At 42.1% G+C, this 16,129-nt stretch carries 13 protein-coding genes; 6 read left to right on the top strand and 7 right to left on the bottom strand.

Annotation, left to right across the window (positions count from 1 at the left end; translation table 11 throughout):
• Positions 1 to 88: 88 nt before the first annotated feature.
• Positions 89 to 940 carry a 3-deoxy-8-phosphooctulonate synthase gene (gene kdsA / locus GQS54_RS04630; RefSeq protein WP_166422856.1) on the bottom strand — a complete coding sequence of 284 codons (852 nt, stop codon included), beginning with the start codon at positions 938 to 940 and terminating at the stop codon, positions 89 to 91.
• A 430-nt stretch (positions 941 to 1,370) separates the two neighbouring features.
• Here kdsA and miaB point away from each other — a divergent pair, with 430 nt between their 5' ends.
• From miaB to lnt, 5 genes are read left to right on the top strand one after another with little or no spacing between them, the layout of a single operon-like run.
• Positions 1,371 to 2,804, top strand: a complete 1,434-nt coding sequence (gene miaB, locus GQS54_RS04625; RefSeq protein ID WP_166422855.1) for a tRNA (N6-isopentenyl adenosine(37)-C2)-methylthiotransferase MiaB — start codon at positions 1,371 to 1,373, stop codon at positions 2,802 to 2,804.
• Positions 2,805 to 2,832: 28 nt separating this feature from the next.
• Positions 2,833 to 3,867 (top strand): PhoH family protein, encoded by a 1,035-nt coding sequence (locus GQS54_RS04620; RefSeq protein WP_166422854.1) that lies wholly within the window; start codon positions 2,833 to 2,835, stop codon positions 3,865 to 3,867.
• On the top strand, positions 3,867 to 4,325 hold the full coding sequence (ybeY, locus tag GQS54_RS04615; RefSeq protein ID WP_166422853.1) for an rRNA maturation RNase YbeY: 459 nt from the start codon (positions 3,867 to 3,869) through the stop codon (positions 4,323 to 4,325). The genes GQS54_RS04620 and ybeY overlap by 1 nt, the downstream gene beginning before the upstream one ends.
• A gap of 33 nt (positions 4,326 to 4,358) precedes the next feature.
• Positions 4,359 to 5,219: a CNNM family magnesium/cobalt transport protein CorC gene (gene corC / locus GQS54_RS04610; protein WP_166422852.1), complete on the top strand. Its 861-nt coding sequence runs from the start codon at positions 4,359 to 4,361 to the stop codon at positions 5,217 to 5,219.
• 14 nt (positions 5,220 to 5,233) lie between these two features.
• A complete protein-coding gene (gene lnt / locus GQS54_RS04605; protein WP_166422851.1) occupies positions 5,234 to 6,727 on the top strand; it encodes an apolipoprotein N-acyltransferase in 1,494 nt (497 codons plus the stop codon).
• A 36-nt stretch (positions 6,728 to 6,763) separates the two neighbouring features.
• Here lnt and GQS54_RS04600 read toward each other — a convergent pair whose 3' ends face one another.
• Positions 6,764 to 7,669, bottom strand: coding sequence for a DMT family transporter (locus GQS54_RS04600; RefSeq protein WP_166422850.1), 906 nt, complete (start codon positions 7,667 to 7,669; stop codon positions 6,764 to 6,766).
• Positions 7,670 to 8,287: 618 nt separating this feature from the next.
• On the opposite strand from GQS54_RS04600, the gene GQS54_RS04595 reads away from it, so the two are divergent.
• The gene (locus tag GQS54_RS04595; protein ID WP_166422849.1) at positions 8,288 to 8,848 is read left to right on the top strand and encodes a type 1 glutamine amidotransferase domain-containing protein; all 561 of its coding nucleotides are present in this window, start codon (positions 8,288 to 8,290) and stop codon (positions 8,846 to 8,848) included.
• 162 nt (positions 8,849 to 9,010) lie between these two features.
• Here GQS54_RS04595 and greA read toward each other — a convergent pair whose 3' ends face one another.
• From greA to GQS54_RS04570, 5 genes are all read right to left on the bottom strand, one after another.
• Positions 9,011 to 9,487 (bottom strand): transcription elongation factor GreA, encoded by a 477-nt coding sequence (gene greA / locus GQS54_RS04590; RefSeq protein WP_166422848.1) that lies wholly within the window; start codon positions 9,485 to 9,487, stop codon positions 9,011 to 9,013.
• A gap of 97 nt (positions 9,488 to 9,584) precedes the next feature.
• Positions 9,585 to 12,803 (bottom strand): carbamoyl-phosphate synthase large subunit, encoded by a 3,219-nt coding sequence (gene carB, locus GQS54_RS04585; protein WP_166422847.1) that lies wholly within the window; start codon positions 12,801 to 12,803, stop codon positions 9,585 to 9,587.
• A 37-nt stretch (positions 12,804 to 12,840) separates the two neighbouring features.
• Positions 12,841 to 13,986: a glutamine-hydrolyzing carbamoyl-phosphate synthase small subunit gene (gene carA, locus GQS54_RS04580; RefSeq protein WP_166422846.1), complete on the bottom strand. Its 1,146-nt coding sequence runs from the start codon at positions 13,984 to 13,986 to the stop codon at positions 12,841 to 12,843.
• Positions 13,987 to 14,276: 290 nt separating this feature from the next.
• Positions 14,277 to 15,080, bottom strand: coding sequence for a 4-hydroxy-tetrahydrodipicolinate reductase (gene dapB / locus GQS54_RS04575; protein ID WP_166422845.1), 804 nt, complete (start codon positions 15,078 to 15,080; stop codon positions 14,277 to 14,279).
• A gap of 88 nt (positions 15,081 to 15,168) precedes the next feature.
• Positions 15,169 to 15,642: an Lrp/AsnC ligand binding domain-containing protein gene (locus GQS54_RS04570; protein ID WP_166422844.1), complete on the bottom strand. Its 474-nt coding sequence runs from the start codon at positions 15,640 to 15,642 to the stop codon at positions 15,169 to 15,171.
• Positions 15,643 to 16,129: the final 487 nt, after the last annotated feature.

The raw sequence follows: 16,129 nt of genomic DNA, 5'->3' as shown, positions 1-16,129 counted from the left end.
TTAAGGCATTAACGCATTATTATCTAGACGTTCTGGGCATTCGGAATTCAAACCGGTTGCCCAAAACCTCTCAGCACGACTCTATGTATTAATTTGCACTGGTATCCAATGGTGCGAACCCCTTCACTAGCTCATCTAATGCCAACATCTGGTGTAAATAAGGTTCTAGTTTATCCAAAGACAAAGCACAGGGTCCATCACACTTTGCTTCATTTGGGTTAGGATGTGCTTCAATAAATAATCCAGCTAAGCCAAGCGCCATGCCACTTCGCGCTAACTGTGCGGCTTGAGCACGTCGCCCATCAGCAGAGTCTGTTCTTCCACCTGGTTTTTGCAATGCATGTGTTGCATCGAATATCACGGGAGCATATTGCTTCATTTCATCCATTCCCAGCATGTCAACCACTAAGTTGTTATAACCAAAGCTTGAACCACGTTCGCAAAGAATGATTTTATCGTTACCTGCTTCCATGAATTTATTAATGATGTGGCGCATTTCGTGAGGCGCCAAAAACTGTGGTTTTTTGACATTAATGATGGCATTGGTTTTCGCCATAGCCACCACGAGATCTGTTTGACGTGCTAAAAAGGCCGGTAATTGGATTACATCTACGACTTCAGCAACAGGGGCTGCCTGAGCAACTTCGTGCACATCTGTAATAAGAGGGATATCAAAGGTCGCTTTAATTTCAGCAAAAATTTCCAGACCTTTATCCATGCCAGGTCCCCGATAAGAATTCACCGAGGAGCGATTTGCTTTGTCAAATGACGCTTTAAATACGTAGGGGATGCCAAGTTTACTGGTTATTTCTTTATAATGTTCCGCGATGCGCATGGCCATGTCACGTGATTCTAATACGTTCATACCGCCAAAAAGTACAAATGGTTGGTCGTTGGCGACTTGTATATCATCAATTGAAATAGTATGTAAGTTGTTCATTTATTAGGCCTTTGAAATATCTTAAGAGGCAAGAATAGCAAGGCTGATAACGCTTGGGTAGACCCATAAAATGCGTAGATACTTACTGCCATTTTAAACATCCTAATCAAGGTAAATATAACTTGATATATATGGCGCAGTTAACGGCGTGCATAAGTATTCAACATACGATTCAATTCAGCCAGATACTCAACTCATTGATGCCACTGATTTGTTAGCAAATCATTAACAGGCTGCCAAAAATGACGGTTTTTTGTCTTAATAACGCCTGATAAAACTAGCCTAGTGAAACAATTACCCGTAAAATACGCGGTTCGATTTTGCTCAATTAATTTTTGACCACGCTTAAAATGCATTTTCAACATTGGGCATTATAAGATTGCATTGTTTTTTCGCAGAGATTTCACATCAAAGGTAAGTACACGGCGTTATGACTAAAAAACTTTTTATTAAAACTTGGGGCTGTCAAATGAACGAGTATGACTCGCAGAAAATGGCTGACCTATTGGATTCGACCCATGGATACCAAGTTGCAGACACTGCGGAAGAAGCCGATGTGATTTTGTTAAACACCTGTTCCATCCGTGAAAAAGCACAAGAGAAAGTTTTTCATCAACTAGGCCGATGGAAAAATCTTAAAAAAGACAAACCAGAATTAATTATCGGTGTGGGTGGTTGTGTTGCGTCTCAAGAAGGCCAAGTTATTCGCCAGCGTGCGCCATTTGTCGATTTAGTGTTTGGTCCACAAACACTGCATCGCCTACCGGAAATGATTAATCAAATTAAAGGTGGTAGTTCATCGGTGATTGATATCAGCTTTCCTGAAATTGAGAAATTTGATCGTTTACCCGAACCAAAAGCAGACGGTCCCACTGCGTTTGTTTCCATTATGGAAGGTTGCTCTAAATACTGTACTTTTTGCGTTGTACCTTATACTCGCGGCGAAGAAGTAAGCCGTCCAGTAGACGATGTGTTGCTAGAAGTGGCACAACTCGCCGAGCAAGGTGTGCGGGAAGTCAATTTACTTGGACAAAATGTCAACGCGTTTCGTGGCCCTCATCATGATGGCGCCATTTGTACGTTCGCTGAATTACTAGAGATGGTTGCGTCTATTGATGGTATCGATCGTATTCGCTATACCACATCTCACCCTGTTGAATTCACTGACGACATCATCGATGCCTATGCCGCGATCCCAGAATTAGTTGACCATTTACATTTACCCGTTCAATCAGGCGCCGACCGTGTCTTGAATTTGATGAAACGTGGCCATACTGCAATAGAATATAAGTCAAAAATTCGTAAGTTGAAAAAAATACGTCCAAATTTAAGTATGTCTTCTGATTTCATCATCGGTTTCCCAGGCGAAACAGATGCTGACTTCGAAGCAACAATGGATTTAATTCAAGCTATGGACTTTGACTTAAGTTTCAGCTTTATTTATAGCGCTCGTCCTGGTACCCCAGCAGCTGATTTACCAGATGACGTAACCGAAGAAACCAAAAAAGAACGTTTACAGTTATTGCAAAACCGGATTACCCAGCAAGCACTGCGCATTGCACGAAATATGGTAGATAGCGAACAACGTATTCTCGTCGAGGGTCCATCTAAGAAAAATCCGATGGAGCTTTCTGGGCGAACTGAAAACAATCGAGTCGTTAACTTCGAAGGAACGCCAGACATGATAGGCGGATTTGTCGATGTTAAAATCACCGATGTCTTTGCCAACTCTTTGCGCGGACACGTATTGCGAAAAGAAGCGGATATGAATTTACGTATCAATGTTGCGCCGCAAGCCATTTTAGCCAAACAGACGAATAAAACCGACGCTTTAGGCGTGGCGCAATTTGTGCCGGCACATTGATCAAATATTAACAACCGAGAGAGAACGATTGAGCAAACTTATCAGTAATGAAATAGCGTTAGAACCATCTGATCATAAACGACTAGCCAGTTTATGTGGTCCACTAGATGACAATATTAAGCAAATAGAACGTCGACTTGGGGTAGAAATCACCTACCGTAATAACGAATTTAAGGTCACAGGCAAACCGCTTCAATCGAGCGGTGCTGCGCAACTATTAAAATTGCTTTATATTGAAACCCAACCGATACGCGGTGAAATTCCTGATTTGGAATCTGAACATGTACACTTAGCTATTCAAGAAGCCAAGTGTCTAGAACGTGCGGAAGCCGGACATTACGGTAAAGAAGTGCACATTAAAACCAAACGCGGGGTTATCAAACCGCGTAATCCAAATCAGTCGAAATACGTTTCCGATATCTTGACCCATGATATTAGTTTTGGTGTCGGCCCAGCAGGGACAGGTAAAACCTATCTAGCAGTTGCCGCCGCAGTTGATGCTTTAGAGCGTCAAGAGGTCCGTCGTATTTTGCTGACCCGTCCTGCCGTGGAAGCTGGGGAAAAACTGGGTTTTTTACCGGGAGATTTATCGCAAAAAGTGGACCCTTATCTACGCCCACTTTACGATGCACTGTTTGAGATGCTTGGTTTTGAAAAAGTCGAAAAGCTTATTGAACGTAACGTGATAGAAGTAGCCCCCCTTGCATACATGCGCGGTCGTACCTTAAACGATGCCTTTATCATCCTTGATGAAAGCCAAAATACCACCGTCGAACAGATGAAAATGTTTCTGACCCGTATTGGCTTTAATTCTAGAGCAGTCATTACCGGCGATATCACCCAAGTAGATTTACCTCGGGGAACACGCTCAGGTTTGCGCCATGCCATTGAAGTTCTTAAAGAGGTTAACGATATTTCATTTAACTTTTTTAATGCTAATGATGTGGTAAGACATCCTGTAGTAGCAAGAATCGTAATGGCTTACGAAGATTATGAAGCACAGCAAGAGCGTATTCGTCTGGAAAAGAAGGCTGAGCACACTAGTCAGCAAAGCGAACAATAGTGAGGGCGCTACTGGATTTACAAATTGCATCTACTGCGCCAGATTTACCTCTAGCTGTTGACGTACAGTCATGGCTAGAGGCCGTTTTTGTACATCAGAACATACCTGAAAATGAAGTGACTGTGCGCATTGTTGACGTTCCTGAGAGCCAAGCGCTCAATTTGGCCTATCGTGGCAAAGACAAACCTACCAATGTACTGTCATTCCCGTTTGAGGCACCTGCGGGTATTAGTATGAACTTACTTGGCGATCTTATAGTTTGTTCCAGTGTTGTGGCACAAGAAGCTAATGACCAAAACAAAGCGTTGCATCATCATTGGGCCCATATGATAGTGCACGGAACCTTGCATTTATTGGGCTTTGACCACATAAAGGATGATGAAGCACAACAGATGGAAGAACTAGAAGTCGCAATTCTTAAACAATTTTCGATTGACGACCCTTACCAAGATCAATGATGATAGTCATTCAAACCATAATTTAACGAGATCATGAGCGAAGATAACCCCCCATCTACAAACGGTTCTTCCAACAAAGGTTGGTTGGATAAAATAGTCCAATCATTCACGGGAGAACCGAAAAACAAAGAAGAACTTTTCTCTGTCATCACTGATGCAGAACAGCGAGAGGTCATTAATCAAGAAACGCGCGAGATGATTGAAGGTGTCATGGAAGTGAGTGAAATGCGTGTCAGAGAGATTATGATACCTCGCGCTCAAATGACCACCATCGACATTACAGAAACGGTCGACAAATTCTTGCCTATTATGCTTGATTCGGCACATTCGAGATTTCCCGTAATAAGCGAAGATAAAGATCATATCGAAGGTATTTTACTCGCCAAAGATTTACTGAAATATGCCTTTATACCTGGTAAAGAGCTAGAAATTAAGAATGTTTTACGCCCAGCAGTTATCGTTCCAGAAAGTAAACGGGTGGACGTACTGTTAAAAGAGTTTCAACAAAAGCGTTTCCATATGGCGATAGTGGTAGACGAATATGGTGGTGTATCAGGTCTTGTTACAATCGAAGATATTCTTGAGCTGATTGTCGGCGAAATCGAAGATGAACATGACGCAGAGGAAATCAATAGTGATAATATTCGCGCCCTGAATAAGCACACGTATTCGGTAAAAGCACTCACTGAACTTGAAGACTTTAATGACTTCTTTAAAACGTCATTTGATGAAGAAGAAGCCGATACCATCGGCGGGATTGTTCTAAAGGCATTTGGTCATATGCCGATGCGTGATGAGAAGGTCAGTATTAATGGATTTATTTTTACCGTATCTAACTCAGATTCTCGTCGCTTGATCCAATTAAAGGTCACCCTTCCCCACTCTGAAGATTAGGTGCCATAACCCGCATGCTTTACTTTTTATCACTTCTTACTGGAGCTAGCTTAACATTAAGCTATGCTCCTTTTTCTTATTGGGCGGTTATGCCCATCGCTCTCACTGGTTACTTGTGTATTCTGTACAAAGCGCGAGTCGATCAAGCTGCTAAATTAGGTTTTATCTTTGGTTTAGGTTGGTTTGGTGCAGGAATTAGCTGGGTACATGTCAGTATCGCTGATTTTGGCGGTTTACCTCTTGCGGGTTCACTAGGCTTAATGCTTTTACTGTGCAGTTATTTATCACTATACCCCATGCTGTTTAGCAAACTAGCAAAGCGTTACTTATCACCCAACCTATGGGGATTAGCACTACCATTTTTATGGCTGCTAAGCGAATGGGCGAGAGGCATAGTGTTAACGGGTTTTCCGTGGTTATCCATCGGTTATAGTCAAATGAATAGCCCGTTATCTGGCTGGCTACCAGTGATAGGTGAATTTGGTGTAAGCGCACTGTTGATGTCGCTCTGCGCCGCATCCGCGATTTGGTTGATGCACAAACGGTACCTGGCGCCAATAATACTCTGTGGATCACTGTATTTAAGCGGGGGGGTACTCAATACCTATAAATGGGTTGTGCCAACCGGTGAGCCAGTCAAAATCGCTATGGTGCAAGGCAATATAGCGCAAGAGATACGCTGGGCACCTGAGCAAGACTGGCCAACAATGAAAAAGTACCTCGAATTGACAGAAGCCCATTGGGATAATCAAGTTATTATCTGGCCAGAGGCGGCTATTCCACAACTCGAACCCATCGCAGTAGATTATCTGACTCAACTTGACGAAGAAGCCGCCAAGCATAGAACGGGCATACTAACGGGGATTGTTAATTATAATTTTGAAACCCGCCAAGCATACAACAGCATTATAGGTGTGGGTTTAAAAAATAAAGCTGACAGCAAAGGACACTATCAATATCCTCAATCAAATCGTTTTGACAAGCATCATCTATTACCGGTCGGAGAATATATCCCCTTAGAGGATTGGTTGCGTGGTTTGGCGCCCATTTTTGATTTACCAATGTCATCTTTTACCCGAGGGGATTATCAGCAGGCAAACTTGGTATCAAATGGCTTTTACTTTGCCCCTGCCCTGTGCTTTGAAATTGTCTTCCCGAATCAAATACGCGAAAATTTATATGCTGCTACAGATTTTATTATCACTGTAAGTAACGATGCTTGGTTTGGTCATTCCCATGGCCCAGCTCAGCATCTGGAAATAGCTCAAGTGCGAGCTAAAGAGTTCGGGCTTCCTGTATTGCGCGCCACAAATAATGGTATCACCGCTTTTATTGACGCCAGCGGTGCTATTCAGAGTCGTTTACCTCAGTTTGAAACGGCGGTACTCAGTGATAAAATACAACGGGTTAGTGGGACTACACCTTATCGATATTTCGGTAATTTAACGGCATGGCTTGTCACTGTACTAGGATTGATTATCGCCATTCGTCTACATCGGGCTAAGTAGTTAATTGACGACTATTTAGCCGACGATACATCTTTTTTACTGTTTGCGATGCAAAAACCAATGTCGAATTTTAGCCATCGGCGTCAGCACGATGGCATTACCGATAATGACCAATACAAAACCCAATACGGTATTGATATGCCATTCGAATCCTTCGTAATAGGTACTGAGCGTAACGGCCACAAATGGGAATAATACAATCGAATAACTAGCCTTTTCTGGCCCAATATCCCGAAGTAGTAAGAAATAACATGCAAAAGCGATAACTGTGCCAAACAGTGACAGATATAGTAATGACAAGACATAGCTAGGTTTCATTGAGAAACTAAACTCGACCCCCGTAAAGAACACAACACAAACAAGCGCTAAGGCACCGTATAACATTCCCCAAGCATTGCCCTGCATTACACCTATCTTATGGGCAGAATTACGTACACTGGCCATATTGCCCAGTGACGCTATAAACGTTCCACTTAGCGCTAAGCCTAACCCGAGAACGGCGTCACTAGCATAATCGAGACTTTTAATATCAGGCCAGAACAATGCACCTAAGCCCATAACACCTAACCCAGCCCCAACATATATACGTTTAGCAATTACCCGGCCGAAAAATAATCGCGTATTGATAATGTTCATCAACAGCAACGTTGAAAAAGCGATAGATGCCATCGCTGATGTAAGGTAATTTTGAGCCCAATAAAGGATAAGGTAATTTACACCAAAATTACACAACGCTAATATCAGGAAAAAACGATGGTCGCCCCAAGAAAAACGCATATCCAGATGCTTGAACAAACAATATGCCCACATTAAAATCGCGGCAATTGCGAAGCGGTAAACCAAGGAGACTTGCGCCGGAACATCACCCAATTGAAACTCTATTGCTAGCCAAGTTGAGCCCCAGATAAGCACAGTGATTATATATAAAACGCTACTGCGCATGTGTCTCGTTATCCCAAAGGTGAGTGTTATATTTAAAAAACGTACAAATGTAATTTACGCGTTCACGTTTAACGCACATTTTCGATCAAGTGATTAACGCAACTTAAGTAGCTTATTAATATGCCGCGTTTTTAGATGCTTTATTTTGCGCTAATCAGATTAACTCATTCCCTTTTCACAAACCTATTTTAATAGCTATTAGCACTTTATTTATGCAGAGGGAAAAACCTACTGTGCAACATTAGACACATTTAACGTTACAAAACACTAACGGGAAAGTAATTAACCTTGAAAAAGTACTAAAAATCTCATCTTAGGTAATTTTAACTACCTAAGCTTATTTTTGCTGTAAATATTCGTGACAAATTTGCTTAATTCCTGCGACTAAATTTACACAGATTTACTATATCATTTGAAAACTAACTGACTTGAAGTCGGTCTAATCTAATTAATAAACAAGCATTATTACGTTAAATCAATAACTAAGGCATTTTCACCACCAATCGGAATCGCGATTAATTACTGGTTTAATAATTGCATTACCTATTTTAGATGCATTTGTTGGCTTTATTCATATTTACGTCACAAAAAGCACGAATGCAAAAGCAGGAGCAAAGCATGTTAAACACATTATCAAGTAACAAAACGGCCGCCATATTAGCCAAGGATGGATTCGAACAATGTGAGCTCATTGAAACCCGCGATGCACTTATCAGCGCTGGGGTGAGAGTTCATATCATCTCTTTAGAGCCAGGCACTATTATAGGATGGAATGGCAGCAAATGGGGTATCGAAGTAGATGTCGATAAAATAGTTTCAAATGTTTCGGCTGAGGATTATGACGCACTAATTTTACCTGGTGGTTTATTTAATCCCGATGCATTGTTGCAAGATAAAGACGCCATCGATTTTGTTAAGGGGTTCTTTAAGGACGCTGAAATCAAACCCGTAGTCGCGATCAATCAAGGTACATGGATGTTGCTAGAAGCAGACGTACTTAAAAATCGGCTTGTGGCGTCCTTCCCGACCGTTTTAAATAGATTACGGTACGCAGGCGCTAAGCTCGTTGACAGGGATCTGGTTATCGACAAGGGTCTTTATACAAGTCGCAGCTCTCACAATTTAGCAGCATTGAATCAACAAGTTATCCAACATTTAACAAAACCGAGAATGCATTAGCAGTAGCTTAGCTTAGCGCCAATTTCAGACTTCGCGGAATATTTAGTGAAGACTACATACTTTAGGCTTTAAAAGCGCATGCCAGCGTTAGAGAAAATTTCACACAAAAAAAAGCGTGCCGATCAGCACGCTTTTAACCTTTATTAACACCAAAGGCATTAACTAAATGTATTTCACATCGATAATTTCGAATTCAACTGCACCTTTAGGTGTTTGAATTGTAACAACATCATCCAAGCTCTTACCAATTAAACCCCGTGCTATGGGTGAGTTGATAGATATTAAATTATTCTTAATATCAGACTCGTCATCGCCGACAATTTTGTACGTAATTTCGCTGTCATTGACCAAATTAAGCACGGTCACTGTAGTACCAAAAATGACTTTTCCGTTATTGGTCATTTTGGTTACATCGATAATCTGTACATTCGACAGTTTACCTTCGATGTTTTGAATACGCCCTTCACAAAAACTCTGCTGCTCACGGGCTGCGTGATATTCTGCATTTTCTTTCAAATCACCGTGTTCACGCGCTTCTGCGATAGATTTGATAATTTCTGGGCGTTTTACTGACTTTAAATGCTGCAATTCTGTACGCAACATTTCCGCGCCTTTCGCCGTCATTGGATATTGAGTCATTGATCAATAGCTCGCTTAATGTGTTTGTTGATTTACGTCACTATAAGGTGAGTGCTGGGCGTGATATTTCAACACCCAGCACAAACTTTTTAAACAATTAGACTAATTGTTTATGCAGTTCCTGTAATGAATTAACTCTGGCTCTGTCATCAGCTTTATTAGCATTGACAGTAGCAAAAGCAGCATTCATCGTTGTAGTGTATGGAATTTTATTCAACAACGCTTCCCGGCGAATATACACCGAATCATTAATCGCCTGGCGACCTTCAGTGGTATTTATAATATAACAATATTCACCGTTTTTAATCGCATCTACGATATTTGGACGCCCTTCAGACAACTTATTAACGATTGAACAAGGTACGTCTGCGTTATTAAGTACTTCAGCTGTTCCACGCGTTGCTTCTAATGTAAATCCTTTTACCACCATAGCGCGACCTAATTCGATAATACGATTTTTATCATTTAGACGCACTGATAATAGCGCTTTACCACCCGCAGGGATCGGTTCACCAGCACCAAGGTTAGCTTTCGCGTAAGCTTCAACAAAAGTATCTCCTACGCCCATCACTTCACCTGTCGAACGCATTTCAGGACCAAGCAAAGGGTCAACACCTTGGAATTTCGCAAACGGCAACACCACTTCTTTCACACTGAAAAATGGTGGGATAACCTCTTTACTATAACCTTGAGAAGCAAGTGATTGGCCGGCCATCGCACGGGCACCGATTTTGGCTACCGCTAACCCCGTTGCCTTAGACACGAATGGAACAGTACGTGCAGCACGTGGGTTGACTTCGATTAAATACACTTCGCCGTCTTTTACCGCAAATTGCGTATTCATCAAACCAACAACGCCTAATTCTAGCGCCATGGCTTTAACTTGCTCGCGCATTACATCTTGTATTTCGCTACTCAGTGAATATGGTGGCAGTGAACATGCAGAGTCACCAGAGTGAACACCCGCCTGTTCAATATGCTCCATAATACCCGCTATCATCACTTCTTTACCGTCACAAATAGCATCTACATCAACTTCAATTGCATCGTCTAAGAAGCGATCTAGCAGCACAGGTGAGTCATTTGACACTTTAACAGCATTATTTAAATAGCGTTTTAAATCTTTTAAGTCATAGACAATTTCCATTGCACGACCACCCAATACATATGAAGGGCGCACAACCAATGGGAAACCGATTTTCTCAGCTGCAATTAAAGCTTCTTCAAGATTGCTTACCGTCGCGTTGGCAGGTTGCTTAAGATTTAATTTATTAACCATCTTCTGAAAACGTTCACGATCTTCTGCTTTATCGATGGCGTCTGGTGACGTCCCAATAATCGGTACACCGGCAGCTTCTAAATCACGCGCAAGTTTAAGAGGTGTTTGACCGCCGTATTGAACAATAACGCCGACAGGCTTCTCAATACGCACGATTTCTAAAACGTCTTCTAGGGTCACAGACTCAAAATACAAACGATCAGATGTGTCATAGTCTGTTGAAACTGTTTCAGGGTTACAGTTGACCATAATGGTCTCATACCCATCTTCACGCATCGCAAGCGCTGCATGCACACAACAGTAATCAAACTCTATACCTTGACCAATTCGATTAGGGCCACCGCCTATGACCATGATCTTTTCTTTGTCAGTAGGATTTGCTTCACATTCTTCATCGTAAGTCGAATACATGTAAGCGGTGTTAGACGCGAATTCAGCCGCGCAGGTATCGACACGCTTGTAAACGGGGTGAATATCATAGCCTCGACGAAGTTCACGCACGTCACCTTGATCTACTCCCGTTAAATCAGCAATTCGAGCGTCTGAGAAGCCTTTACGCTTTAAACGGGTCATTAATTCTGCGTCAATAGCCGACAAGCCAATTTCAGCAATATTTTGCTCTTCTTTAACAAGATCTTCGATTTGCGCCAAGTACCAACGATCGATATTTGTCAGGGTAAATATCTCATCGATATTCATGCCCATTCGCATCGCATCCGCCACATACCAGATACGCTCAGCGCCTGGTTCGCGCAGCTCACGTAGGATCGTAGCTTTATTCTCAGGGTCGGTATAATCAATGATAGAGTCAAGTCCATTCACACCGACTTCTAAACCACGAAGGGCTTTTTGCAATGATTCTTGTTGATTGCGGCCAATTGACATGACCTCACCAACTGATTTCATCTGGGTAGTTAAACGGTCATTCGCACCAGCAAATTTTTCGAAGTTAAAACGTGGAATTTTTGTTACTACATAATCGATAGCAGGTTCAAAGGATGCTGGCGTTAAGCCACCCGTAATGTCATTAGCCAACTCGTCTAGGGTATAACCAATGGCTAGCTTCGCGGCTACTTTTGCGATAGGAAAACCTGTTGCTTTTGATGCCAGTGCAGACGAGCGAGAAACACGCGGGTTCATTTCGATGATAACCATACGCCCCGAGTCGGGATCAACACCGAATTGAACGTTAGAGCCACCCGTTTCGACACCGATTTCACGTAAGACTGCCATGGCAGCATTACGCATAATTTGAAATTCTTTATCGGTCAGAGTTTGCGCCGGAGCAACCGTGATAGAATCACCTGTATGTACACCCATGGCGTCGATATTTTCAATGGTACACACGATAATGCAGTTGTCTGCTTTATCACGGACCACTTCCATTTCGTATTCTTTCCAACCGATTAATGATTCGTCAATCAGCAATTCAGAGGTGGGAGATAAATCTAGCCCTCGACGGCAAATCTCTTCGAACTCATCAACGTTGTATGCGATGCCGCCGCCACTTCCACCCATGGTGAACGATGGACGAATAATACATGGAAAACCAATACGGGTAGAGACATCGAATGCTTCTTCAAGGCTATGGGCAATTTCGGCGCGGGGACATTCTAGGCCGATAGATTTCATCGCCTTATCAAATCGCTCTCTATCTTCTGCCTTATCTATAGCGTCAGCTGTGGCGCCAATCATTTCTACGCCAAACTCTTCTAAAACACCGAACTTGTTTAAATCCAATGCACAATTCAAAGCAGTTTGCCCACCCATAGTTGGCAAAATGGCATCAGGGCGTTCTTTCTCAATAATTTTTCTAACCACTTCCCAGTGAATAGGCTCAATGTAGGTTGCATCAGCCATTTCAGGGTCAGTCATTATAGTCGCTGGGTTCGAGTTAACCAAAATAACTCGGTAACCTTCTTCGCGCAGTGCTTTACACGCCTGCGCACCAGAATAGTCGAATTCACAGGCCTGGCCGATGACAATCGGTCCAGCACCAATAATTAAGATACTTTTTATGTCGGTACGTTTTGGCATTGTGCTTATTACTCTAATTTGGGGCTTAAGGGTCGTATTAGCGTGTTGCTTGCATCAACTCAATAAAATGATCAAATAACGGGGCGGCATCATGAGGGCCAGGGCTCGCTTCAGGGTGTCCCTGGAAGCTAAACGCGGGCTTGTCATTGCGGTGAATACCTTGTAGCGATTGATCAAATAACGAAACATGAGTGATATCTAAATTATCAGGCATTGATTGCTCGTCAACCGCAAAACCATGATTCTGACTGGTTATCATAACGCGATTACCGAGTATATCTTTCACCGGATGATTAGCACCATGGTGACCAAATTTCATTTTGACTGTCTTAGCGCCGCTAGCCAACGCAAGCAATTGATGACCGAGACAAATTCCGAAAATAGGTAAGTTATTATCAAGCAATGTTTTTATCGCTTCAATCGCGTAAACGCACGGTTCTGGGTCACCTGGGCCATTTGATAGAAATACCCCGTCAGGCTTCAAAGCCAATACGTCTTGAGCACTGGTTTTCGCCGGTACAACGGTTAAACGACAACCTCGGTCAACCAACATGCGTAAAATATTGTGTTTTGCACCGAAATCGTAGGCAACAACATGAAAAGGCAGATCGGTTTGGTTTTCTTTAAAACCTTGACCCAAAGTCCAAGAGCCATCGGTCCAGCTATAGGCGCTGCCAGTGGTGACTTCCTTTGCCAAATCCAAGCCTTTCAACCCAGAGAATGCCTTCGCCTTCTCAAGAGCTAACGCGTGATCGAGAGAGAATTCTGAATTTGAATCAATCGCGATAATACAGCCATTTTGCGCGCCTTTATCACGTAAAATACGTGTTAGACGTCTGGTATCGATATCAGCAATACCTAAAATATTATTCGACCGCAAATATTCACAAAGAGATTGCTCACTACGAAAATTACTCGCCAATAGGGGTAAATCTCTGATGACAAGGCCTTTGGCCCATATCTTGTTGGATTCACAATCTTCACTATTGGTACCGGTGTTACCGATATGAGGATATGTTAAAGTTACAATTTGTTCTGCGTATGAGGGATCAGTAAGAATTTCCTGATAACCTGTCATTGAAGTGTTAAACACCACTTCCCCAACAGATATACCAGTCGCTCCGATAGCCGTGCCATTGAAAACAGACCCATCTTCTAGCACTAAAAGGGCGGAATTAGCCAAGTCAACCTCCGAATATAGTTAACCTAAGGTATTTACACGGGCAATGTGCAAAAACCTGTAAAAAACGGGCTGCAATAAATCAAATCACATCCCGCTCTACCGTATTTGCAGCTATTAATTCCGTGGATTTGTAAAAAACCCACTAAAATTTGGCAAATTCGCAATAATATACATGAAAGCCTGTTTGAGGTCTATTCCCAATTAGAAAAATCGCTAAAATACACCTTTCACGCGCATTTACTGCACTAAGGGGTAAAACCCCTAGTTACACATTTATGATTAATGGTATTTTATGCCAAGCCTAAAACATCCTGCATATCATATAAGCCAGCTGGCTTGTTTTTAAGCCACATTGCGGCTTTTACAGCGCCGTTGGCGAACGTTAGACGACTAGATGCTTTGTGCGTCAATTCAATCCTTTCACCAATATCAGCAAAAAGTGCAGTGTGTTCACCCACGATATCCCCTGCCCTAATGGTAGCAAAACCAATCGTTTTTTGATCCCGCTCCCCAGTGTCACCTTCACGGCCATACACTGCACAGCTAGCAAGATCACGACCTAACTCGTCAGCTATGACTTCACCAATCGCTACTGCCGTGCCAGAAGGGGCATCTTTTTTGAAACGGTGATGACCTTCAATAATCTCAATATCTGCGGTATCTCCCATTACGCGAGCCGTTTGCCTGGCCAAATTTAATAACAGATTGACACCGACACTATAATTAGCGGCAAATACGATGGGAATATGCTGGCTAGCTTGGTGAAGAGCCTCTTTTTGCGATTTATTTAAGCCTGTTGTACCGATCACGACTGGCTTTTTATGCGCAACACATAACGCTAAATTTGCTTCAAGTGCATCAGGAAGTGTGAAGTCAATAATAACATCGAGACATGAAAGATCGGCTTTGTTCGCGTCAGTGACGACTATGCCTCGTTGGCCAATACCGGCTAATTCACCTACATCAACGCCCATCATGGTTGAGGTTGCTCTGACATAAGCCGCGCTCAACGTTGCGTTTTGCGCTTGATCTAACGCATCGATTAATACACGTCCCATTCGGCCATTGGCCCCAAAAATTGCGATTTTATTCATGCTGTTTGTACGTCAAATTATCTGTGTCATCATTGTGCCTGATTTACCACAGGCTTTCAGCCATACAATTAGCTCAATACCGCATTTTTTATAATTGGATTAAATGTGTCGATTTAACTTCTTCCATTACCACGTAGGTGTGAGTCTGCGTAACACCTTTAATTGACGCTAATGTTGAGCCCAAAAACTTACAATATTCTTCCATATTTTCAGTTCGTATTTTAATCAAATAATCAAATTGGCCGGCAACCATTGCGCATTCAACAATTTCGTCTATTTCACCTATTTTTTGATTAAATTCTTTTACTGCTTCGGTGCTAGTACTGGCCAACGAAAGCTGCACATAGGCGGTTAAGTTAGCTCTAAGCTTTTTCGGATTCAAATGTGCAACGTATTTCTCTATATAGCCATTTTTCTCTAAGCGACGAACCCGCTCTAAGCAGGGCGTTGGACTTAAATGGATTTGGTTAGCTAACTCAACATTCGATATCCGGCACTCTCTTTGTAGAATGTCGAGTATTTTTAAGTCAGTGCGGTCTAGCGTATCTTGCCCTTTTTTCATTTTTTGCTGCCTTGTAGTAACACGATTTTATCGTTTTTTGTTTTGCTCATGCTAATCATAGACAGAATTAGTGTCAGGTAAATTATCCAAAAGGATTAATTTAAGCAGCAATTCTACGATATAACCAGTGATAAGTGCTGCTTAAGTAGGCAAACCTTAAAATAGTAACACGACCCTATTATTTTAAATTTAACACTATCTCCTTCACGTCGGTGGTCTCAACATACGAATGAGTCCGTCAGCATGACTTAACATAAAACCAACGAGTCCATGGGTTATTAATATTGCGTGTCATTTTTTGCCTTCATCCAAACTTTGCAAACAAGCTTCGTGACCAACGCTTTTAAATCTTTTGTACTGCGTCGAGTCATGGGCTTCTTACGTTTAAATATTAAGTAATAACAAAAAAAACAATTTTGCTTGAGTTCCGCGTCATCGCCAGTAACAATATTCATTACGAATTTCACTTATATCTAGTGGGTAAAGC

The organism is Paraglaciecola sp. 20A4 (assembly GCF_011378905.1).
GTDB lineage: Bacteria > Pseudomonadota > Gammaproteobacteria > Enterobacterales > Alteromonadaceae > Paraglaciecola.
Note: the sequence above shows the minus strand (reverse complement) of the source record. Positions and strands in the feature narration are given on the sequence as shown.